Source organism: Paenibacillus phocaeensis (assembly GCF_900021165.1).
In the GTDB taxonomy this organism is placed as follows: domain Bacteria; phylum Bacillota; class Bacilli; order Paenibacillales; family Paenibacillaceae; genus Fontibacillus; species Fontibacillus phocaensis.
This window is the reverse complement of record NZ_FCOQ01000006.1, coordinates 194,382-216,146: the sequence shown is the minus strand read 5'-3', so window position 1 is coordinate 216,146 and position 21,765 is coordinate 194,382. Positions and strand designations below refer to the sequence as shown.

Here is a 21,765-nt window from a genome sequence, read left to right as displayed (position 1 = left end):
GCTGGAGCCCCTGGCTCGAGTGTTGCTGAAAAAAACCGCCTCTATGATTCGTTTGCTGGAGCTCGAGCTGGAGGCGGGGACAACCGATACCGACTACCTGATCATTTCCTGCCACCGGGGCGAGAAGTTGGCGGAAACCGCAGAGCTGCTGCGGCAGAAGGGCAACGGCGTGGAATGGATGGAGATTCCTGCGGTTTAAATCGCCAGACATTGAAGAAGCGCCGGTCAAGAGTCCGGCGCTTCTTCATCGATTAATTTGGCTGTTAGCAGCAATCGTTCCGGGGCGGGACCGACATAGGTGAAAGGGTAGCAGGTAATCAACGTCAGCAGCGGCTCGGCGGAGGCCTGGACGGCATCGGCGTCGTCCTCGTCAACGATTCTCCGGCCCGTCACCTCATAAGTGAAGCGCCCTGAAGCCGTCTCCACCTCAATCCGATCGCCTGCCTTCAGCTGGCCAAGGCTGCGGAAGACGGTGTCCCGGTGTCCGGCGAGCACGCTGTTGCCGTCTTCGCCTGGAAGCGGGCTGCCGGCATAATGCCCGGCCCCTAATTTCAGGGGGCCGTTCCCGGTCCCCTCTACGATCGCATAGCGCTGATCGAGGGAAGGGAAGGCGATCTCGCCGAGAAGCTCGCCATTCGCCGCCGTTCGAGCAGGCGAAGCCGAACGGTCGTCGCCGCCCGTCAGCCGAAGCTTTCCGGCTAACGCCGGGGACAGTGGACTTTCGTCTGCTGCCCGTGCTGCGCGGTCGCCTTCCGCTTCCCGCTTCAGCTCATCCCATTGCCGCAGGGCTTGCTGCGCCTTCAGCGGAGCGCGGATCGCCTGGAAAGTGGAGAAGGCCAACACAACCAGGGAGCTGGAAAACACCACCCATGCCGCCATTCGCAGTAACGAACGTTTCCGCCTCATCGTTTATTCCCGCCCGGATTTGCGGAGGAACATGCCGGTTCCCACCGTGGCAAGCAGGCTGATCAGAATCAAGTTAAACCACGGATTCGCCGTTTGCGGCAGCTCCTCCATCATCCCGGATCCGCCGATGCCCGGGCCGGGTCCTGGCCCGGGTCCCGGATCCGCCGGCTGCGGTTGTCCCTGTTGCGGCGGAAGAGCGGGCTCCTCCGGTTGTTCCGGTGCAGAGGAATCAGGCTCCTCCCCGGAAGGGTTGCCCGGAGGTTGCCCGCCCGGCTGGCCCGGTCCCGTTCCGGGGTTCCCCGGTGGATGGCCGCCATTCACCGGAGTCGGAGTCGGATCATTCGGCTGGGAAGGTCCATTGCCCGGCGGATTGGAGCCACCGCCGCCGCCGTTTGAAGGCTCCTCGGCGGAGGCGGTGAAGGCGAACGCGATCGTCGCCGTTTTGCCTTGATACTCGTTGCCGGCTTCCTCGGGAAATACCACGCTTAAATCCAGCTCATTCTCCCCGCCCGCCGCAAGGCGTCCCAAAGCGATGTCCTGCTGTTCCAAATGCAACGCTCCGTCATAGATGACGGTGTCCCCGTCCTTCACCGTCAATTGCAGGACGTCGTAGAACTCGGTGTCCCCTGCGACAAAGCGCGTCCGCACCTTGTAATCAACAGCAACGGTGCTGTCATTCGCAACGGTAAACGTCCGTTCTACCCGGTCTCCGGGTTTTAAATTGCTCATCGGCAGCTCGCTGCTGAACTCCGTCCCGATCCGCAGCTTGATCGGGTCTGCGGCGCTGGCCTGTCCTGCATGCCATACGACACCTGCCAGGATTGAAGCGGCGTACACCGCCGCGGCGTATTTGCGGTAGCCCCGATTCCTCACTCTACTCAATCGTCTCCATCCTTTCCCTTCCTTGCGATTCGGCCCACTCTGGCTGCTGTAGGTGATCATTCTCTTCCGGAGGGCAGCGACATTCGCTAGAATGTTCGTTATAACGAACTAATGCTTAGATCTATTATATCTAATTTTTACTAAATGGGAAGGGGGGAAAATCAGGCGAACGGTAGGCGATCAAGAGTGCCGCGAATGCCGAACAAATTGCACCCAATCGCGTCCCGCCCGAAGGATCTCCTTCATTCCAGGAGGCCGGACGAGATAGTACGGGGTGACTCGGCCGCCCCAGTTGGTCTTGGAATAGGCGACCGTCGGGAGGTTGGCTCCGGCGAAATCGAATTCGGCGAAGCCGAGGTCCGATAAGTCCTGCAGGGCGAAGCTTTGCGATTGCTGAACCACGCCGCGGGGGAGATGTTCCGTCTTGCTGGCAGCGATCCACCCGAAGGCGCGCTGACGATCCAACGCTACTACGACGCTGGCGCTGACCGGTTCGCCGCTGGGCGCGTAACAGACATAGGCGCGAAAAGCTTGTTCCCCGAGCAACTCCTGAGCCAGCTCCAGATCCTGCAGCGTAAGCTGGTGGCTGAAGCCTTGCCGCGACTCCGTCCCCTGCAGGCATTGATGCACTTCCGCCATATCCCGCGATATCGCCGTGCGGTAACCGGCCGCTGCCGCCTTTTTTATTTTCGCGCGGATTTCCGTGCTGGCCTGATCGAGGGTGTAGGGAAGACTCACGACGTAGGTGTACTTCACCTCCGCTTTCAACCCGCTCCATAACAACGGACGAATATCCGCGATTTCTGGCGGAAATACGAAGCTTGCGCTGCGCTGGGACTTCAGCAAATCCGGGATCATTGCTTGGGCCGTCTCATGCCATTGCCGGGTCAGCTTATAAGGTTTATCCGTCGGCGTCGGGTGGAAGACGAAGGGGTGATAAGGATTCAATGGCGGCAAATACAAGTGGCCTCTCCGGTTGAAGAAAAACAACCCTTCCCCCCATGCCGCCGAATTAGGGGCTTGCCAACGGATCAGGCGTGCCTGGCAGCCCCATTTTCGAGTGTGGAATTCCGCCCATTTTTCCCATAATTCACGATTGTTCATAGGATTACCTCGAGTCTCTTTTTAAAGGCATGCCGTGCCTTATTGCCAGCTTATGTTCTTGTCCATGCGAATATGCGAGCGGGGCGGGTCTGTTGGAAACCAAGGCAAATGCCGCTCCCTCCGGGGAGACTCGGCATTATATATAATCAACCATCGCATAGGAGGGAAGTCCAATGATATCGGTAACGAGTTTCGGAGCGAAGGGCAATGGAGTTACGGACGACACCGCAGCCATTCAGAAAGCGTTCAACCAGGCGGCGGCAAGGGGAGATACCGTTTATTTCCCTAAGGGAATTTATCTGGTCAATCCGGCCCAAACGCTGAGGGTTGGCGGCAATACCACGGTTCAAGGGGAAGGGCGGGCTTCGATCCTCCGTGCGGCTTCCAGCCGCTTTGGTTGGGAGTTGATGCGGGTGACAGGGTCCGACGTCCAGTTGAACGGCCTCGTGCTTGACGGCAACCGGCGAGTGAACCGGGTCCTGACGATCGCCGGGGGAAGTGCGCGGGTGACGGTTCAAGGGCTGCTCGTTCAAGGAGCTACCCATCACAGCGACAAGCGCAGCGAATATTACGCGGGGGTCGTGTCCGGCATTGTGGTGCTTGGAAATACGGAATCGATTGCCATCCAGGGGACAGAGGTCGCTGATGTAATCGCTCGAAATGGGGGCGAGACCGGTCTTGTCGCCCGGGGGATTTACGTAACGACGACCTGGGGAAGCAGGGAACGTGCCGCGAAGAAGGTATCCATCACCGGCTGTTCCATTCACCATATCGGGCCGGCGGATGACGGGGATGGCATTTACTATGAAGACCCGGCTATGGAGGAGAACCGCGGTACGGGGGTCGGCAGTCTGATTGCCGGCAACCGCTTCGATTATTGCGCCAAACGGGCGATTAAGGTGTTTGCAAAAGGCGTCACGATTCAAGGGAATACGGTCAATAATCCGTATCTGAGCAATAACTTCTATATGGGTGCGGACAAGGGCCGTCTGGCGCCGGACATGTACGCGGCGATTAGCATTTATGGCGGGGATAGCGTCGTAGAAGGGAACCAAATCGCCGGTAGCGGCAGCTTCTATGCGGCGATCGAGGTCGGGGCCGGGGCCTATGTCGAAAACGTGACCCTGCAAGGGAATTCCATTGTCATGGGCAGCCAAAGCGAGATCAAGGGCACGACGGCGATCCGTCTCGGAAATATCCGCGAGTTCGTCATTAGGGGCAATGAGCTGCAAAACGGCGAACGCGGGATCTGGACCTGGCAGAACGCCGAGAAGGGGCAAATCGAAAACAACGTCATCCGAATGCCGAAGGGCGGCGGGATTGACTTGACGACCTATCTGCGCGGGTATGCGCAAAAAAACATCCTCTGCACCGGCAATCGAATCACAGCGGCGGCTTACAAAGTAAAAAGTTCCTCGGCGACCAGCCTAAACGTCGTGGTTCGGCAATAAGCGGGATGAATTTTTCAAATTCAGACTACTAAATCAGCAGGCAACTGAATATAAAACTATATAGCAATCAACTTGGTAGACGGTAGAAGCTGCGGCTTGGCCCGAAGTGAGGTGAGGAAAAGTGGGGGAAAAAGCGGGCATCCTGGTCGTTTCGCTCGACTTCGAGCTGTATTGGGGAGTTCGGGATCTTTATACCAAGTCGGAGTACGGTGCGAAATGGTTGGGAGAGAGAGAATGGATTCCCGCAATACTAGAGTTGTTTCAGGAGGCAGGCGTTCACGCAACCTGGGCGACGGTGGGGCTGCTGTTTTTTGCGGACAGGCGGGAAATGCTGGCCGGTCTGCCGGCGCTTAAACCCGGTTACGCTGATCCCCGACTTTCGCCTTACGCCGAGATCGAAGCCGGAGCGGTCGGAGACGGGGAGGCGGAGGATCCTTATCTCTACGCCCCAACGTTGATTGAGCAAATCCGCCAAACCCCGGGTCAAGCGATCGGCTCGCATACGTTCTCGCATTTTTATTGCACGGAGAAGGGCCAAACCGTAGACGAGTTTTACAGCGATTTGCAAGCGGCCGTAGCCGCCGCGGAAAAAAGGGGGATCCCCCTGCAAAGCCTGGTGCTCCCTCGGAACCAGCTGCGTCGCCAGTATATGCGCAGACTGCCGGAGCTCGGCTTCAAGACCTACCGGGGGAATCCCCGTCACGCTTTATACCGCGGCGGTTATTCCGCTTCCGACCCCTTCCTGCGCCGAGCGCTGAGATTAGCCGACAGCTATATCAACCTGACGGGGCATCATACGTATTCGGTGGATTCCATTTCGCCCCGTCTGCCGATCGATCTTCCGGCCAGCTTCTTCTTCCGGTCCCCGCCCGAACCGCTCAGGCGGCTGGAGCGACTTCGGATCAAGAGGATCAAGAACGGCATGACCCAGGCTGCGCGGCAGGGGCAGGTGTATCATCTCTGGCTCCACCCGTATAATGCGGCCGATGAGGCGGCGTTCCGATCCCTGGATAACATAATCCGCCACTTCCGCCTCTTAGCAGAGCAATATGGCATGGTCAGCATGAATATGGAGGAATTGGGGGAGCGAATTCTGGCGGGAGTCGGGGAATCGGAAGCGGAGGCGGAGGCGGAAATCGCGGCTGAATCTGCGGCGGATGATGCAGAGAACCGAAGCTTGCAGGCATTAATCGAATGAGGTGAACGACGATGGACATGGTGGCCGTATGGAACGCTGTCCGGCGGCATTATCTCGCATTCTTGCTCGTCCTGGCGGCTTGTGTCGGACTGGCTGTGCTTCTGAACGAAGTGGTAAACCCCTCCTACCGGGCCAATGTGAGTCTGGTGGCCAATATCGCCTCGAATCCGGAATCGAGCACGTACAATGAGTTTTTAGCCAGCCAGATGCTGACCAAAACCTATGAGGATACGATCCAAAGCCGTTATATCGCGGCCGAGGTCAAGAAGAAGGTATCCACTCCCGATACCGTCGTTAAAATGCTGAAGAAAATCAAGGTCCGCACGGACCCGGGGACGCTGGTGATCTTGCTGTCTTACACGGGAGACGATCCGAAGCAAGCGGTCGCCATCGCCAACGCCTTTGCCGAAACTTTCATCGCCAAGTCCAAAGAGATCGTGGCGGGTGCCAACGTTTCAATTCTCGATTCCGCCAGTTTGGAGGAGACCCAAACGCCGGTCAGCCCGCGCAAAGCGCTGAATCTCGCGCTCGCCGGCTTCGTGGGGTTGTTCGCCGGGCTGAGCCTTGCCTTGATCCTTGATGCCCGGCAGCTTCGCAGCAGGAAGAACCGGCAGGCACGCCGGCACTTGCCGGAGGATTATTCGGAGCTTGGCGACGCCTTGATTCGGATCGAGAAGAAATATAAAGGGAGGGCCGCCAAATGATGAATTTCGCTATCGCCGGCTGCGGTCATATTGCCAACAAGCATATCGATGCGATTGAAAAAACGGAAGGCGCCCGCCTAGTGGCCGTATGCGATCCGAATCCGGACCGGTTGGCGGAACTCCGGGCGATCACACCGGCCGCCTCCTATCCGGATCTCGGCACAATGTTGGCGCAGCAGCCCGATATTGACGCGGTGTGCATCTGCGCTCCGAGCGGGCTGCATGCAAGATTGGCAATGGAGGCGCTCCGAGCGGGCAAACATCTCGTGCTGGAGAAGCCGGTGACGCTGGACTTGGCAGAGGCGGAGCAACTGCGGCAAGCCGTTCGCTTTAGCGGCGTCAAAGCGACGGTTGTCCACCCGAATCGGTACCGTCCGGCCATGCGGGCCCTCCAAGCGGCGCTTGCGGAGCAGCGATTCGGCAAGCTGAGCCATGTCAATATCACCCTTCGCTGGAACCGCAGCCAAGCCTATTACGACCAGGCGGCGTGGCGGGGAACGAAGGCGATGGACGGCGGGGTACTGCTCAATCAGGCGATCCACGGGCTGGACTTGCTGCAATGGCTGTTCGGTCCGGTTGCGGAGGTCAAGTCGCTGACGGCAACCCGGCTGAAGCAGATTGAAGCGGAGGATGTAGCGATCGCGGCGATCCGGCTGGCCAGCGGTGCGCTGGGCGTGATCGAAGCGGCGACCACGGTGTACGGGCATAACCTTGAGGAGAGCATCTCCGTGTTCGGGGAAGAGGGATACGCCGTCATTGGGGGCCAGACGGCCAATTGGATCCGGCACTGGGTGTGCGCTTCCATGTCGCGGGAAGCGACGGAGGCGTTGATCCGCGGTGTGGACGAGGATCCTTACGGTGTGCCGGGCCACCAATGCATCATTGCCGATCTGGTTCGGGCCGTCCAAGAGGACCGGGAACCGGAAATCACAGTGGAGGACGGCATTCGTGCGGTGAAGCTGGCGCTGGATATGACCGGCGGGGGCAGCAGCGAACCTGCCCATACTCTCGGATAGGAAGGAGGCGATTGTCATGCATAGCGGAGTGCCTAGCAGATGGATGGAGGACATGAGGAGTCCCGGGAGCAACGGGAGCGATGACGGGAACGAGAATGAGAGCGGGATTGGGAATGGGAACGATGCTGAGATCGAGAATGGGAACTTGATTGTGAACGAGAATGATGACGGGAACGAGATCGAGAACGGTTTTGGGTACGGTCATGGGTACGGTTACGGGATTGGGAACGGGCAGGTGCAAGCGGAGCTGCTGCGTAAGCTGAAGGACAAGACGGCGGTCATCGGCGTGATCGGGCTGGGATATGTCGGCTTGCCGTTGGCGGTCGAGAAAGCGAAGGCCGGCTACCGGGTTATCGGCTTTGATGTGCAGAGCCACAAGATCGAAATGCTGAACCGGGGTCACAATTACATAGGTGACGTGGTGGATGAGGATTTGCGCGGAATAGTGGGGGACGGGCGGCTGCGGGCCACCGCGGAGTACGCGTTTTTGCGCGAGGTGGACGCTGTGGCGATCTGCGTTCCGACGCCGCTCGATATTTATCAGCAGCCGGATACGAGCTATGTGGAGAATTCTACGCGGGAAATCGCCCGGTTCCTGCACCCGGGGATGCTGGTTGTGCTGGAGAGCACTACATATCCGGGGACGACGGAGGAGCTGGTGCGGCCGATCCTTGAGGCGACGGGGCTGCGGTGCGGCGTTGATTTTTTTCTGGCGTATTCTCCGGAACGGGTGGACCCCGGCAACAAAACCTACAACACGAAAAATACGCCTAAAGTCGTCGGCGGCGTCACCCCGGCGTGCTCGGAGGTGGCTGAGTCGTTGTATCGCGAAGTGCTGAACGGCGATGTACACGTCGTATCCAGTCCGGCCGTGGCGGAGATGGAGAAGATTTACGAGAATACGTTCCGCCATATCAACATCGCTCTGGCTAATGAGATGGCGGTTCTCTGCAGTCGGATGGGGATCAATGTGTGGGAAGTGATCGAAGCGGCGAAGTCCAAGCCTTACGGCTTTATGGCCTTTTATCCGGGGCCAGGGCTTGGCGGGCATTGCATTCCTGTCGATCCGTTTTACTTGACCTGGAAGGCTCGGGAGTACGGGTACCACACCCGGCTGATCGAGTTGGCGGGGGAGATCAACAATGCCATGCCCGAGTTCGTAGTGCGCCGGATCGGTGATATTTTGAACGGCGACCGCAAATCGCTAAACGGCTCGACCGTCTATCTGCTGGGCGTGGCGTACAAAAAGGACATCGACGATTACCGGGAATCGCCGGTGCTGAAAATGATCGGGCTGCTGGAGGAGCGGGGCGCTGCCGTATGGACCAGCGACACGCATATCGCGGAGTTCAAGCATCGGGGCCGCACCTATGCCTGCGAGGAATTGACCGAGCAGCGGTTGCGGGAGGCGGACATTACGGTGATCACGACCGACCATTCGGGCTTCGATTACGAGCTGATTAGCCGTGCCAGTCGCTGTCTGCTCGACACCCGCAACGCCATGAAAGATCGGCTCAAGCCGGAGCGGTACCACTTGCTGTAGAAGCCGGCCCCGCTTGCCGGTGCTGCAGCAACCAAGCTAGGGCAGGATGGCGAGCAGCAAGCCAGGCGACGGCTGATTGGGCGAGGTGGCGAGTGGGAGCGGTGAGAGGTAATGAGTAGGTGGGTGGGCGAGTAGGAGCGTTAAGAGGTGATGAGTCGGTGAGTGGGTGAGTGAGAGAGTGTTGAGAAGCGACAAGTGGGTGCGGTGACAAGTGAGGGTGGTTGAGAGGTGACAGGTCGGTGAGCCTGCGAGTGGGGAAGTCATGAGTTTGTAAATACGTGTTTAGCAAGTGCGGCGTGATAAGTAGGTAAGCGATAAGTAGGTAAGCGATAAGTAGGTTCATAAGCCGATGAGTTGTTGAGTTGCTGAGACCGAAGCTGAGTAAGTCCATGAACCGGTGAGTGCGGAAGTCCGAACTTTAGTAGGTCCATGAGCAGCGATTGTTGAGTTGCTAAGTCCGAGGCTGAGTAAGTCCATAGTCGGTGAGTGGATAAGTCCGTGAATTAGTGAGATGAGCCGGCTGGTTTGTGAGTTGAGTTGGCGAACTAGCGGTTCGGTTGTAGGTCCGTGAGTTGGGCCGGGGAATCCGCAGGGGGGGCGCTGAAATGATGCAAGATGTGCAACATTTTGGTCCCGGCGGCGGGAGAGTAGCTGAAATGTTGTAATTTGTGCAACATTTATGGTCCGAATGGTGAGGGAACGCCCCGAATGTTGCATTTCTGCAACATTTACGCGCTAAACGGGGGGATAGTAGCCAAAATGTTGTAGTTAGTGCAACACTTCTGGTCTGAGCGGTGGGGAAACCGCCGAAATGATGCAAGATGTGCAACATTTTGGTCCCAGCGGCGGGAGAGTAGCTGAAATGTTGTAATTTGTGCAACATTTATGGTCCGAATGGTGAGGGAACGCCCCGAATGTTGCATTATCTGCAACATTTACGCGCTAAACGGGGGGATAGTAGCCAAAATGTTGTAGTTAGTGCAACACTTCTGGTCTGAGCGGTGGGGAAACCGCTGAAATGATGCAAGATGTGCAACATTTTGGTCCCGGCGGCGGGAGAGTAGCTGAAATGTTGTAATTTGTGCAACATTTATGGTCCGAATGGTGAGGGAACGCCCCGAATGTTGCATTGCCCGGCATTGCCTGCAACATTTTAGCCCAAAGTTAGTCTGGGGCAGCGAGGAAATGCTGTACTTCATCCAACAATCCAACAATGCAACATACGCACTCACACCTCCATCCCGCTCTACATAACAGGTCATTACCCATTAACCTTATGAGGAGTTAATAACATGAACGGAACTGGATATATTCATGAAACGGCGGTTGTTGATCCGGGGGCGCAGGTCGGAGAGGGGACGAAAATATGGCATTTCGCCCATGTCTCGTCCGGGGCAGTCATCGGCAGCGGGTGCAGCCTGGGGCAGAACGTCTACGTCGCGGATCGCGTCCGCATCGGCAACGGGGTGAAAATCCAAAATAACGTCTCCGTCTATGAGGGCGTTATTTTGGAGGACGAGGTGTTTTGCGGGCCAAGCATGGTTTTCACCAATGTGCGGACCCCGCGCGCAGCGTTCCCGCGCAATCGCAGCGAGGATTACCTCAAGACGCGGGTCGGGCGCGGCGCTTCGATTGGGGCGAACGCCACCATCGTCTGCGGAGTTACGGTTGGCGAGTGGGCCTTGATCGCCGCAGGGGCGGTCGTAACCCGCGATGCTCAGCCCTATGCGCTGATCGCCGGGGTGCCCGGCCGGCGCATCGGCTGGGTGTGCCGCTGCGGAAAGACGCTGGGCTTTAGCGGCGGGGCTGGACGATGCGGCGACTGCGGCCGGGAATACCGGCTGGAACAAGACGCGGTAGTGATCACTAAGGAAGGGTGAGCGGGCATGGAGCCATTACGGATTAGAGGACAACAAACGCACAGCGCAGCCGGGAATTCACCGGAGTCGGGAACCGCGACGGTAGCTGGACAACAGCTGCCCATCCCGCTGCTGGATCTGAAGCGGGAGATTGCGGAGCTGAAGCCGCAGCTGATGCAGGCAATCGAAGGCGTGCTGGACGAAGCGGCGTTTATAATGGGCAGCCAGGTCAAGCGATTGGAGCAAGAAGCTGCCGAATATTTGGGAACCAAACATGCGATTGCGCTGAATTCGGGTACGGATGCGCTGGTGATCGCTTTGCTGGCAGCCGGAATCGGACCGGGGGACGAGGTGGTCACGACCCCGTTTACGTTCTTCGCCACAGCGGAAGCGATCAGCCGCGTGGGGGCGGAGCCGGTATTCGCCGATGTGGATCCGCTGACGTATAACCTGGATCTGGACAGCCTTGAGGCCGCGATCACGCCAAGGACAAAGGCGATCCTCCCGGTGCATCTGTTCGGCCGTCCGCTGGACATGGGACGGCTGATGGAGCTGGCGAGCCGGCATGGACTGCTCGTTATTGAGGATGCGGCCCAGGCTTTCGGCGCCGAGGCGGGGGGACGCAAGGCGGGCACGATTGGGGAGCTGGGGTGTTACTCCTTTTTCCCGTCGAAGAACTTGGGAGCCTACGGAGATGGCGGCCTGCTGGTCACGGACGATCCCGGGCTGGCCGAAGCGGCGGCGATGCTCCGGACGCATGGCTCGAAGCGCAAATACTATAACGAGCGGATTGGCTTCAATTCCCGGCTCGATGAGATCCAAGCGGCGATTCTGCGGGTGAAGCTGCCCTATATTGACGGCTGGAACGAAGCCCGCCGCCAGGCCGCGGCGCGCTACCGCGAACTGCTGCGAGACATCCCCGGACTGCAGCTGCCGGACGACGTTCCGGCCGGCGACACGCAGGTGTTCCACCAATACACGGTGCGGGTGTTGAACGGCCGGCGGGACGCGCTCCAGGCGGGGCTCGCCGAAGCGGGCATCAGCAGCATCGTGTATTACCCGCTGCCGGTGCATCGGCTGCCGGTCTATGCCGAACGCGGCCTGATCTTCCCGCTGGCGGAGCGGCTGTCGCAGGAGGTGCTGTCGCTGCCGATTTGGCCGCAGATCAGCGCAGAGGTGCAGGAACGCATCGCCGGGCAGGTTCGCAGGCTGATGGGCTAATTTATTTTTTCAAAGGACGATTATGCCAAACATGATGAGAAAATTCTCCTCCCAATTGATCCGCGATCTCAGGCAACTTAAGGAGTTGCTGCGGCTCCGAAGCCTGCACGATTTGCTGCGGAAGCTCAAGAACGACGGGTTCCTGCGGAATGTTGCCGTGTTGGCCAGCGGAACGGTGATCAGCCAGTTGATCGTGATGGCGACGCTGCCAATTTTGACGCGTCTCTACTCGCCAACCGAATATGGGACGTATTCCATGTACCTGTCGATTATCGGGATCTTGCTGATGGTGATTTCCTTCTCCTATGAAAATGCCATCACGCTGCCGGAGGATGACCGCACCGCCTCTAACGTGCTGAGCTTATCCCTTCGCATCTGCATTGGGGTCAGCATTGCCAGCGGGATCGGGATTCATATCCTGGAGGAGCCGCTGTCGGCTTGGCTGCACGAGTCTTATTTGACGCACTATTACTTGTTCTTTATCGTCAGCTTGTTCGGTGCCGGGTTCTACCAAATCCTGAACTACTGGTCTATTCGCAAAAAATACTTCAAACCGCTCGCCCGGACGAAATATACGCAAAGTCTCAGCCAGGTGTCCTCGCAAATCGGGCTTAGCTTGTTCAACCTGGGCCCCTTGGGGCTGATTATCGGCGATATTATAGGCCGGTTCGGCGGGTTGCTGCCGCAGTGGAGGCTTTGGCGCCGGGACGTCAAAAGCCAGGCCATCACTTCGGATTGGGCTGACTTGAAGGAGAGCGCCTACCGCTATCGGCGTTTTCCGTTCCTCTCGATGGCTGCCGGTCTGCTGAACAGCGTTGTGCTGTACGTGCCAACCATCCTGCTCGCATCGTTCTACGGCCCGCAGGTCGCGGGGTGGTTCGCACTCTGCCAGCGGATACTCGGATCTCCGATGACGCTGATTATGACCTCTGTCCGCAACGTCTACCTGGCGGAATCCGCCGACTCCATGATCAACCAACCCCACAGGCTGTATCCCTTATTTTGCAAAACGGTTCGCAACGTTTTTCTGTTCGGCGCTTTAGTCATTTTTGCCATCGTTGCGGTGGGTCCCTACATGTTCTCCTTCCTATTCGGCGAGGAGTGGGCCCGCTCCGGCAGCTTCATCCGCATCTTGTCGATCATGTATCTGAGCCAGTTTGTGGCGAATTCCGTGGGTTCTACGATCGATGTGATGGAGCGCCAGGACCTGCATCTGTACCGGGAGATCATTCGGTCGGTGCTCATTCTGGGCTCCCTGTATTTCGCCTGGCATACGCAGCAATCAGCGGAGGTCGCCATCGGGTTGTTCAGCGCGGCGTCCACGGTCGGGTATGCGCTGCATCTCGGACTGTCGTGGCTTTCCGTGCGAAAGTACAAGGGGGCAGTCAACGAGGGCGAAGCCTCCCTGGAAACCTCTGAAGTCGCTTCTGCAGAAGCTTCCGCAGAGAGATCACTACTGGGCAAGGAGCGAGGATAACGGGATGTTGAAGATTTATTCACCTCCAGCAAGGGCCGCCGAACGAGAGTACATCTACCGCGTCATCCTAGGCGAGTTCCTTGGGTTGGACTACACCATCACATACAGGGATGGAGAACATGTCGAAATAACATTAGCAACGGCAGCGGAGACCCTCCAGGAGCGGGAGAGTTCCCCGGCCCGCAGGCTCTGCATGCCGGACGTGTTGCTGCAGACGCCCGATTCGTTGTGGCTTACCCGCGCTTCCCTGCCGAAGCTGCCGTTAGATCGTTTTGTGCCGCCGGCGAGAGGGCCGGAGGAGGAACCCCTGCCCGTCATCTATGGTCAAAAGGGCCGCGCCGGCCGTTACGTCGAGACGCTTAACGAGTCGGGTGAGGAAGGCTTCTACCTGGGAGTAGACGTGTTTGGCAGCTGCTTGTTTATGTTGACAAGGTATGAAGAGGTGGCCCACCGGGAGCGGGATCGGCACGACCGGTTTCCGGGACGCCGTTCGCTGGCCTGGCGCGAGTCCTTCCTGCACCGTCCGATCGTCAATGAATATGTGGAGCTGTTATGGGAGCTGCTGCGCAAGCTCTGGCCGGAATTGACGCGAAGAAAGCGGGAGGGGGGCGTCTTCCTCAGCCATGATGTGGATTATCCGTTCTACGTTTACGGCCGCAGCCGGCTGCGCATGGTCCGCGATATTCTCATGGATGCCGTTCGTCGCCGCGATTTCGAATCCGTCCGCCAAAAAGCAGGCATGCTCCTCCGATCCCGGCGCACGCTGGATCGGGATCCGTACAACACGTTTGCCTGGATGATGGAGTTAAGCGAACAAGCCGGGCTGCGCAGCGCTTTTTATTTCATTACCGAGGAGCAGCGGGCGAAGTCCGGTTTGGACGGCAATTATTCCATCGGTGATCCCGCGATCCAGCGCCTTCTGCGGGACATCCATGCGCGGGGGCATGAGATCGGGCTGCACCCGGGTTATCATACGTTTCTGAACCCTGCGCGCATCCGCCGGCAATACGAGAAGCTGCGGGAGGTCGCCGAAGCCAACGGGATTAGCCAGACGGTATGGGGCGGACGGCAGCATTATTTACGCTGGCGAGCGCCGGATACTTGGCAATTCTGGGAGGACGCCGGCCTGGATTACGACAGTACGCTCAGCTATGCGGACCAGGCTGGCTTCCGCAGCGGCGTTTGCTATGAATATCCGGTGTTTAACCTGAAGACCCGGCGGGAGCTGAAGCTGCGCGAGCGTCCGTTAATCGTCATGGACCAGACGGTCCTTCATCCGGAATATATGGGGCTCAGCCCCGAACAAGCCTACGAAACGATCCGCCGGCTGTACCTGCAATGCCGGAAGCATCACGGCGACTTCACGATGCTGTGGCATAACAGCCAGCTCGTGAAAGCATCGGACCGGTCCTTATACCGCAAGCTGGTGCTGGAGCTGCTGGGACCACTCAGCCGGAAGGGGGAGAATGTGTGAAAATCGCCTATCTGATCCACTGGAATGAAGGGCCGGAGAGCGGTGTGTTCAAAAAAATCATCAGCCAAGCGCGAACCTGGCAAGCGTTGGGCCATGAGCCGGCCCTGTTCCTGTTCAGCCGCGGGACTGCCGCCATATGGACGGAGGCGGAAACCGGCGGGCTGCCCGTCTACCGTGAGACGTATCGCGGCCGGTTGGGCCGGACTCCCCGCTTTCAAGCGCTGACTGCTCAGGTGCGGGCTTGGGAGCCGGACGTCATTTACCACCGCTTCGATTTGTATTATCCTTCCCTGCCCCGCCTGCTCCGCGATTACCCGTCCGTGCTGGAGATCAACACAAACGACGTGGCGGAGCTGGCTCTGGAAGGGGGGCGACTCAGGCTTCGCCGCATTTACCACCTGTTGACGCGACGCCGGGTTCTGCAAGCTGCCGGAGGTTACGTGTTCGTCAGCGGCGAACTGGCGGAAGCGGAGAGTTTCCGACGGTATGCCAAGAGCGGCGTGGTCATTGGCAACGGTATCCCGTTGGATCAGTTTGTGGCGGGATACGAAGGGAGAGAGGGGGCGGCGGCCCGTGAGGGGGCCGAACCGGGGGGAGCCTCGGCTTCAGCTTCGGTAGCGTCAGCGTCCGTATCAGCGACAGCGCCGCCGGTCGCTAGGGATGCGAAGGCTTCGTCTGTTTCGGCGGCTTTGGCCGCTATGGCTCCGCCTAGGGACGAAGAGGCGGTCCGCTTCGTGTTTATCAGCTCGCCGGGCCAGGCCTGGCAGGGTCTCGATGAGATCGCCCGACTGGCCGCGGTGAAGCCGGATTGGCGGTTTGACCTCATCGGGCCGGAGCGCGGCGAGCTGGCGGCGTTCGGACTGCAAGCGCCGGCAAACATGGCTTTTCACGGCCAGTTGACGCGTGATCGATATCAGCCGCTGCTCGACCGGGCCGATATCGCCATCGGCACGCTGGCGCTGTATCGAAAGGGCATGGAAGAGGCTTCGCCGCTGAAGGTGCGCGAGTATTTGGCCAACGGCTTGCCGGTCATCGCCGCTTACCGCGAGACGGATTTTCCGGAGCCGGTCCCGTTCTTCCTCCAACTTCCGCCTGAACCTGGGAACACGGTACGCCATCTCTCCGCAATCGAGCGTTTTGCCCGCGAGTGGCGAGGGCGGCGGGTGAAGCGGGAGCAGGTCCGTCACTTGGACGTAACCGTTAAGGAGGCGGCGAGGGTGGCTTACATGCAGCAGGTTGCCGGGTTGCGGGATAGAGGGAACGGATGATGGCGGAGATCTCCCTGCTGTGGATGGCGTTGCTCGCCGCGGCTGTCATATTTTTTATGCTCCAATGCTTGTGGTCCTTCAAAATGAAGGTGGATGCCGCCTACCTGTTTGCGTTTTGCATCTACTTCGATTTCTTTGCTTATTTCTATAAATTAGTCGTTCCCGGTGAATCGTTAATCCTGTTAATCGGTGTGCCGCTGATGCCCGTGGGCGTTGCTTTGCTGCTTAAGCCGTCGATCGTTCTGGAGACGCTGCGGGACCAGGGAATCTGGTTATGGGGGGCATTTCTCGTTTATGTCTTGATTTCGCTGACCTGGGCCCCTGCCGAATCAAACGGGCTCATGAAAGAAATGATTTTGTTGGCCCACGGAGTTGTTCCGGCGCTTTATGTCTACCTTGTTTATCGAAAATACGGCCGATTTTCCTGGACCGTAGTAGCTTGGGCGGGCTTGGCCTACGCGGTGCTGCATCTGTTGATGGGCGAGTATAACCAGGAATATCCGGGCCGGTTGACGCTGCCTGGCGGGAACCCGATCTTTAACGCCCGGACCTCGCTGATTACGGCAACGATCTGTCTATGGGCTCCGCGGATTCCGCTGCCGGTTCGGCTTCTGTCGCTGGGAGCCGCGCTGGCTTCGGCTTTGGCTACGCAATCGCGCGGGCCGCTGGCGGCCTTTTTGCTCGCCAATGCGCTTTATTTCGGCATCTGGTTGATCCGCAAATTCCGAGAGCGGAAGCTGGGGAGGCTGTCGCGCCTGGCTGTGCCCCTGCTGTTCCTGGGGATTATTGCAGGCGGGGTTGTATCGGCTTATGCGGAGCGGCTGGCGGAATGGGTGGAGAGCAGCCGGTTCATGGTCCTGTTCGACCGAAACCAGTTGCAGGGCGACGATAACTACATCGGTCGATTGGACCTGCAGACGAGGGCTCTGGAGAAGCTGGAATCCGCTCCCTTTCTCGGCGCCGGGCTAGGCAGCGTCACCCCGCCCTTGGCCCGGGATTTTCCGCATAATTTGGTGTTGGAGATTGCCGCGGAAGGAGGATTTGCAGGGTTGACGTTATGGTCCTTCGCCGTGCTGTTCTCCTTATGGGCCGCATACCAGAGGACACCGGTGCTGGCCATTCTGCTGGTGCAGTCGATCGGATACGCCCTGGTCAGCGGGGACTTCGGCTACAACTATGAGTATGTGGTGATGGCGATGACCGCATTGGCGCTGCTGCCGGTAAAGCAACGGGAAGGAGTGGAGATTCGACGTGAAGCTCTTGTTTTTGATCACCGGATTTGATTACGCGGGGGCGGAAAACCAGGTTCTGCTGCTGTGCCGCGAGCTGAGGGCGAGAAACTGCGAGGTCGCTTTGGCGACGATGATCCCGCCTGTTGCCTATTTGGAGGAGCTTAAGGAGCTGGGAGTCGACGTGGTTAGCCTTGGCATGAAAAAAGGCGTGCCGGATCCCCGGGCGATTGTTCGCCTGGCCGGCCTGATTCGGCGGATGCGGCCCGATGTGGTTCACAGCCATCTGGTGCATGCGAATATTTTGGCTCGCATCACGCGGTTGTTTGTGCGCATCCCCTACTTGGTCTGCACCGCCCACAACGTCAACGAGGGAGGCTGGCGGCGAGAGATGCTGTACCGGCTAACCGATCCGCTTGGAGACCTGCTGACCAACGTCAGCCGGGAAGCGGTGCGCAGATATACCGAGCGCAGGATTGCTCCTGCCCGTAAAATCCGGTTGATGGAGAACGGAATAGATCTTGGCCGCTTTGGCGGAGATGGGCAGGGGCGCAGGCAGCTGCGGGCCGAACTGGGAGCTGGAGGAGATGGAGGAGCCGGGAGCGAGCGAGAGGGATGCGACGCCGGGGGCGAAGTGGAAGGCGAAGGGCACAACGCGGAGACGGAACACTGCACGGGTTCAAAGACGGCGGCAAAAGAAGCGTTGGTTCCGAGGCAGGAGCCATTCGTTTGGCTGGCTGCGGGTCGTTTCGTCCCGGAGAAGGATTACCCTGCCATGCTGCTCGCTTTTGCCGAAGCGCGGCAGAGCTTCCCGGACAGCATGTTGTGGATCGCCGGCATCGGGCCGGAACGGTCGCAGATCGAGCGGCAAGCGGAAGAGCTGAGGTTGTCGGGTAGCATACGCTTCCTCGGCATCCGCACGGATATGCCGGCACTGCTTCACGCTGCAGACGGGTTTGTGCTCTCCTCAAAATGGGAAGGTTTGCCGATCGTGCTGCTCGAGGCCTGCGCCGGCCGGCTGCCGATCGTCGCAACCGCAGTGGGCGGCAATGCCGAAGTTGTCCTGGACGGCGTGAATGGTTACCTCGTGCCGGCAGAGGAACCGGCCGCGCTGGCCCGCGCCATGGAGCGGGTGATGGCCCTGCCGCCCGAGGAACGACGGGCCATGGGGCAGTGCGGGCGGGAGCATGCCGCGGCGAACTATGCCATTTCCCGCGTTGCCGGGAAGTGGATTGAGCTCTACGAGCAGGCGTCCGGCTGCAAGCTGCCGCCCGCACGAGCGCTGATCAAGGAGGCGCATGAGGGATGAAGCGAAAAGCAGCCTATATCGCCACCGTCTATGCCCATTTAGCGGCGTTCCATTTGCCCTTTATGAGCGACCTGCGGGACGCCGGGTTTGCGGTCCATGCCTACGCCGCCCCGGATCGCGGCCGGGAGGAGGTGGACGCCGCCGGGTTCGAATGCCGGGACCTGCCGTTTAGCCGCAATCCGCTGGCGCCGGGCAATCTTCGGGCCCTGCGGGAACTGGTCGGCTGGCTGAAGCGGGAGCGGTATGACCTGATTCATGTCCATACGCCGAATGCCAGCGTAGTCTCGCGGCTGGCTGCCCGACTGGCGGGTCGACCGTATCCTAAAGTAGTATATACCGCGCACGGGTTCCATTTTTACACCGGAGCGCCTTGGCTTAACTGGTTGTTGTATTATCCGCTGGAGCGGCTGGTTTCGCGGTGGACCGATGTGCTTGTCACGATCAACCGGGAGGATGAACGGCGGGCGGCTGCTTTTCCGGGGCGTGGTCGATCGGTTTATGTCCCGGGGGTTGGCGTCGATCTGCCCTTGCATGCGGGTCACGAGGATGTAGCATGCCAGCGACTGCGCCGCGATCTGAGCTTGGCTCCGGACGACCTTGCCGTGCTTTGCATCGCTGAGCTGAACCGCAATAAAAATCAAGCGCAACTGATACGGGCAATCGGCGAGCTGCGCCGCCGGGGCGTTCCTGCCGTGCTGCTGCTGGCCGGGGCCGGGCCGGAGGAAACGCGTTGCCGGCAATTGGCCGCGGAGCACGGAATAGCTCAGGCCGTGCGCTTTCTCGGTTACCGCCGCGATGTGCCGCAACTGCTGCAGGCCGTCGACGTCGTGGCGCTCCTGTCCCGGCGGGAGGGCTTGCCGAAGGCGCTGCTGGAGGGGCTGGCGGCCGGCAAGCCGCTGCTGGCTACGGCGGTGCGGGGCAGCCGTGACCTGGTTGTCCCCGGACGTAACGGGTACCTCGTTCCGGTCGGGGACGTGCCGGCCGCCGCCGCCGCGCTAGAGCGCCTGCACCAGGACGCCGGGCTGCGGCAGCGCATGGGCGAATACAGCCGCAAATTGGCGGGGCTGTACGATTTGGACCGGATTCGCCGTGATGTGTCGGCGATCTACGCGGATTTGGGATTGTTCGAGCGCACGGAGGCTCGGAAGGATCAACCGCACCTGAAGGGTGCGGAAGGGGGAGGAGCTTATGATCAAGCTGTACCGAAATAACGGAATGAAGGCGGTCCTTCTTCTGCTTGATCTGCTGATCATTTATACCAGCTACCGGTTCGCAGCCGGGCTGCTGCAGGGGAGCTGGAGCTCGCCTGCCTTGCTGGGGGATGCTCCGTTACGCAGCGCTCCGTGGCTGGGGCTGTTTACGGTGATGACCTATTACTTTTTTAACCTGTACGATTTGGCCGGACGGCGGAAGCCGGCGCAATTTCTGTGGAATTTGCTGCTGGCGCAGCTGTTCGTTGCAGCCGAGCTCATCGTGTTCGGTTATGCAAGCAAGCAGTTTAGCTTGACCCCGAGGCTGCTGCTTCTTGCTTTTGCGGCCCAACTGATGCTGTCGTTCGCACTCCGTCTATTGTTGTTTTTTATCCAGAGCAAGGGGTTCAGCCGCAAAAGAACGTTAGCCGTCATCAACGGTGAAGCGCCCGGCGACGAAGCGCTGCACAGCCTGCTGGAGCAAGGCCAGCCGTGGTTTCGCGTCGAGCGAATTGTACGGGTGGACCGCTGTCAGGCAGGCGAAACGTTGCCGGATCAGGTCTGGGATGGGATGGAGACGCTGCTCATCGGGCCGGGGCTAGCTCCCGGGACGAAAGCGGAGTGGGCCCGGGCCGCCGGGCGGAGGAATATCGAGGTGGTCATGGTCCCTGACTTTTACGAGCTGTATCTGGCCGACGCCGAGCCGCAGCAAATTGGCGATTTGCTTGTTTACTCGCTTATGCCGCCGCAGTTGACGCTGCCGGAGCGCCTGTTCAAGCGTCTCTTTGACCTTGCGGTATCTTCGGTTTTGCTGCTAGCGGCATCCCCTGTGATGTTGGCGATGTTCCTCGTGATCCCGTTGACGTCCCGGGGGAAGGCATTGTACGTCCAGGAACGCATCGGTTTGCAAGAAAAACCGTTCCCGCTGTACAAGTTCCGCAGTATGGTGAACGAAGCTGAAGCGGGGACCGGGCCAGTTCTGGCCGGACGCAATGATGTGCGGGTGACCCGGCTGGGGCAGTGGATTCGCGCCACCCGCATCGATGAGCTTCCGCAGTTGTTCAACGTGCTGTTTGGACAGATGAGCCTGGTGGGGCCGCGTCCGGAGCGAGCGTTCTTTATTAACCGCTTCAAGGAGGAGCTGCCGCATTACACCTACCGGCTGATGGTGAAGCCGGGGTTAACCGGGTATGCTCAAGTGATGGCCGGGTATGCGACCACACCCTCCGACAAGCTCCGATACGACTTGATGTACATCAAAAGGTACTCCCTGCTCCTCGACCTGAAAATCCTGTTCCAGACGATCCGGGTCGTGATTCAACGCGAGCAAGCTAAAGGTGTCGAAGTTGCCGGAGGGACGAATGGGGGATTGACTGCTGTAGCGGCAGAGGGGATGGCGGCAACCGCAGCTGCAGCGACGTCCGTAGCGGTACCAGCAGCAGCGCCGCCAGTAGTGACAACAGATGTAGCAACGTCTGTAGCGGCAACAGAGAAAGTAACAGAAGCAGTAACAACAGAGAGAGTAACTGAAGCAGTAACAACAGCATCAGCAACGGTAACGGCAACGGGAATGCAGTAACAGCAACAGGTAACAGCACCTTAGCCGCGCGCTTTAGCCGAAAATGTTGCATTTTGGGCAGCATTTTCTTGCATTTAGGAGATGATTAACCGAAATGTTGCAAAAAGTACAACAAATTTAGAGTGCTGTAGGCAAAAAGCCCCGAAATGTTGCAGGTATTGCAGCATTTCGGGGTTTTTGAGCGGAATAGTGTCTGAAGTGTTGTAGAAAATGCAACATTTTTGAAAATAAGGTGTGCCCATCCATCGTTTATTATAACAGTCCCTTCTCCAGGGCAAATTACACCCAACTCGCATATGGCACGCCTCCACCCGCCCCTCTCACGCACGCAGCTCGCCCCAACACAACACACCTC

At 59.1% G+C, this 21,765-nt stretch carries 17 protein-coding genes and 1 pseudogene; 15 read left to right on the top strand and 3 right to left on the bottom strand.

What is annotated here, in order from left to right:
• Positions 1–199: pseudogene (locus BN3795_RS01440) on the top strand (DUF58 domain-containing protein); the annotation flags it as partial.
• 26 nt (positions 200–225) lie between these two features.
• On the opposite strand, the gene BN3795_RS01435 reads toward BN3795_RS01440, so the two are convergent.
• The 3 genes from BN3795_RS01435 to BN3795_RS01425 form a co-directional block, all read right to left on the bottom strand.
• Positions 226–906, bottom strand: a complete 681-nt coding sequence (locus tag BN3795_RS01435) for a sortase (protein ID WP_110944930.1) — start codon at positions 904–906, stop codon at positions 226–228.
• Positions 907–909: 3 nt separating this feature from the next.
• On the bottom strand, positions 910–1,788 hold the full coding sequence (locus tag BN3795_RS01430; protein WP_198524612.1) for a hypothetical protein: 879 nt from the start codon (positions 1,786–1,788) through the stop codon (positions 910–912).
• Positions 1,789–1,968: 180 nt separating this feature from the next.
• Entirely contained in the window at positions 1,969–2,892 is a 924-nt protein-coding gene (locus BN3795_RS01425; protein WP_068782957.1) for a GNAT family N-acetyltransferase, read from the bottom strand.
• Between the two features lie 173 nt (positions 2,893–3,065).
• Between BN3795_RS01425 and BN3795_RS01420 the strand changes: the two genes are divergently transcribed.
• The 14 genes from BN3795_RS01420 (at position 3,066) to BN3795_RS01355 (ending at position 21,410) form a co-directional block, all read left to right on the top strand.
• Complete coding sequence (locus tag BN3795_RS01420; protein WP_068782956.1) at positions 3,066–4,343, top strand: glycosyl hydrolase family 28-related protein; 1,278 nt, start codon at positions 3,066–3,068, stop codon at positions 4,341–4,343.
• A gap of 121 nt (positions 4,344–4,464) precedes the next feature.
• Positions 4,465–5,541: a polysaccharide deacetylase family protein gene (locus tag BN3795_RS01415; protein WP_068782955.1), complete on the top strand. Its 1,077-nt coding sequence runs from the start codon at positions 4,465–4,467 to the stop codon at positions 5,539–5,541.
• A gap of 11 nt (positions 5,542–5,552) precedes the next feature.
• Positions 5,553–6,245, top strand: a complete 693-nt coding sequence (locus BN3795_RS01410) for a YveK family protein (RefSeq protein WP_068782954.1) — start codon at positions 5,553–5,555, stop codon at positions 6,243–6,245.
• Positions 6,242–7,261: a Gfo/Idh/MocA family protein gene (locus BN3795_RS01405; RefSeq protein ID WP_068782953.1), complete on the top strand. Its 1,020-nt coding sequence runs from the start codon at positions 6,242–6,244 to the stop codon at positions 7,259–7,261. The genes BN3795_RS01410 and BN3795_RS01405 overlap by 4 nt, the downstream gene beginning before the upstream one ends.
• Positions 7,262–7,277: 16 nt before the next feature.
• A complete protein-coding gene (locus tag BN3795_RS01400) occupies positions 7,278–8,804 on the top strand; it encodes a nucleotide sugar dehydrogenase (protein ID WP_232729818.1) in 1,527 nt (508 codons plus the stop codon).
• Between the two features lie 1,292 nt (positions 8,805–10,096).
• Positions 10,097–10,684 carry an N-acetyltransferase gene (locus BN3795_RS01395; protein ID WP_068782952.1) on the top strand — a complete coding sequence of 196 codons (588 nt, stop codon included), beginning with the start codon at positions 10,097–10,099 and terminating at the stop codon, positions 10,682–10,684.
• Between the two features lie 96 nt (positions 10,685–10,780).
• On the top strand, positions 10,781–11,884 hold the full coding sequence (locus BN3795_RS01390) for a DegT/DnrJ/EryC1/StrS family aminotransferase (RefSeq protein ID WP_068782977.1): 1,104 nt from the start codon (positions 10,781–10,783) through the stop codon (positions 11,882–11,884).
• Positions 11,885–11,915: 31 nt separating this feature from the next.
• On the top strand, positions 11,916–13,361 hold the full coding sequence (locus BN3795_RS01385) for a lipopolysaccharide biosynthesis protein (protein ID WP_068782951.1): 1,446 nt from the start codon (positions 11,916–11,918) through the stop codon (positions 13,359–13,361).
• Positions 13,362–13,365: 4 nt separating this feature from the next.
• Positions 13,366–14,835, top strand: a complete 1,470-nt coding sequence (locus BN3795_RS01380) for a polysaccharide deacetylase family protein (RefSeq protein ID WP_198524611.1) — start codon at positions 13,366–13,368, stop codon at positions 14,833–14,835.
• Positions 14,832–16,103: a glycosyltransferase gene (locus BN3795_RS01375; RefSeq protein ID WP_068782949.1), complete on the top strand. Its 1,272-nt coding sequence runs from the start codon at positions 14,832–14,834 to the stop codon at positions 16,101–16,103. Before BN3795_RS01380 ends, BN3795_RS01375 begins: the two co-directional genes overlap by 4 nt.
• Complete coding sequence (locus BN3795_RS01370; RefSeq protein ID WP_068782948.1) at positions 16,103–17,386, top strand: O-antigen ligase family protein; 1,284 nt, start codon at positions 16,103–16,105, stop codon at positions 17,384–17,386. The genes BN3795_RS01375 and BN3795_RS01370 overlap by 1 nt, the downstream gene beginning before the upstream one ends.
• The gene (locus BN3795_RS25780) at positions 17,355–18,641 is read left to right on the top strand and encodes a glycosyltransferase (RefSeq protein ID WP_232729817.1); all 1,287 of its coding nucleotides are present in this window, start codon (positions 17,355–17,357) and stop codon (positions 18,639–18,641) included. Before BN3795_RS01370 ends, BN3795_RS25780 begins: the two co-directional genes overlap by 32 nt.
• Entirely contained in the window at positions 18,638–19,852 is a 1,215-nt protein-coding gene (locus BN3795_RS01360; protein WP_068782947.1) for a glycosyltransferase family 4 protein, read from the top strand. The genes BN3795_RS25780 and BN3795_RS01360 overlap by 4 nt, the downstream gene beginning before the upstream one ends.
• On the top strand, positions 19,830–21,410 hold the full coding sequence (locus tag BN3795_RS01355; RefSeq protein WP_068782946.1) for a sugar transferase: 1,581 nt from the start codon (positions 19,830–19,832) through the stop codon (positions 21,408–21,410). The genes BN3795_RS01360 and BN3795_RS01355 overlap by 23 nt, the downstream gene beginning before the upstream one ends.
• Positions 21,411–21,765 lie beyond the last annotated feature (355 nt).

What these genes read in the sequence shown, in the direction of transcription:
- BN3795_RS01435 (WP_110944930.1), bottom strand. Translation starts at nt 906, where the DNA reads ATGAGGCGGAAACGTTCGTTACTGCGAATGGCGGCATGGGTGGTGTTT.
- BN3795_RS01425 (WP_068782957.1), bottom strand. Translation starts at nt 2,892, where the DNA reads ATGAACAATCGTGAATTATGGGAAAAATGGGCGGAATTCCACACTCGA.
- BN3795_RS01420 (WP_068782956.1), top strand. Translation starts at nt 3,066, where the DNA reads ATGATATCGGTAACGAGTTTCGGAGCGAAGGGCAATGGAGTTACGGAC.
- BN3795_RS01410 (WP_068782954.1), top strand. Translation starts at nt 5,553, where the DNA reads ATGGACATGGTGGCCGTATGGAACGCTGTCCGGCGGCATTATCTCGCA.
- BN3795_RS01405 (WP_068782953.1), top strand. Translation starts at nt 6,242, where the DNA reads ATGATGAATTTCGCTATCGCCGGCTGCGGTCATATTGCCAACAAGCAT.
- BN3795_RS01400 (WP_232729818.1), top strand. Translation starts at nt 7,278, where the DNA reads ATGCATAGCGGAGTGCCTAGCAGATGGATGGAGGACATGAGGAGTCCC.
- BN3795_RS01395 (WP_068782952.1), top strand. Translation starts at nt 10,097, where the DNA reads ATGAACGGAACTGGATATATTCATGAAACGGCGGTTGTTGATCCGGGG.
- BN3795_RS01385 (WP_068782951.1), top strand. Translation starts at nt 11,916, where the DNA reads ATGATGAGAAAATTCTCCTCCCAATTGATCCGCGATCTCAGGCAACTT.
- BN3795_RS01380 (WP_198524611.1), top strand. Translation starts at nt 13,366, where the DNA reads ATGTTGAAGATTTATTCACCTCCAGCAAGGGCCGCCGAACGAGAGTAC.
- BN3795_RS01370 (WP_068782948.1), top strand. Translation starts at nt 16,103, where the DNA reads ATGGCGGAGATCTCCCTGCTGTGGATGGCGTTGCTCGCCGCGGCTGTC.
- BN3795_RS01360 (WP_068782947.1), top strand. Translation starts at nt 18,638, where the DNA reads ATGAAGCGAAAAGCAGCCTATATCGCCACCGTCTATGCCCATTTAGCG.
- BN3795_RS01355 (WP_068782946.1), top strand. Translation starts at nt 19,830, where the DNA reads ATGATCAAGCTGTACCGAAATAACGGAATGAAGGCGGTCCTTCTTCTG.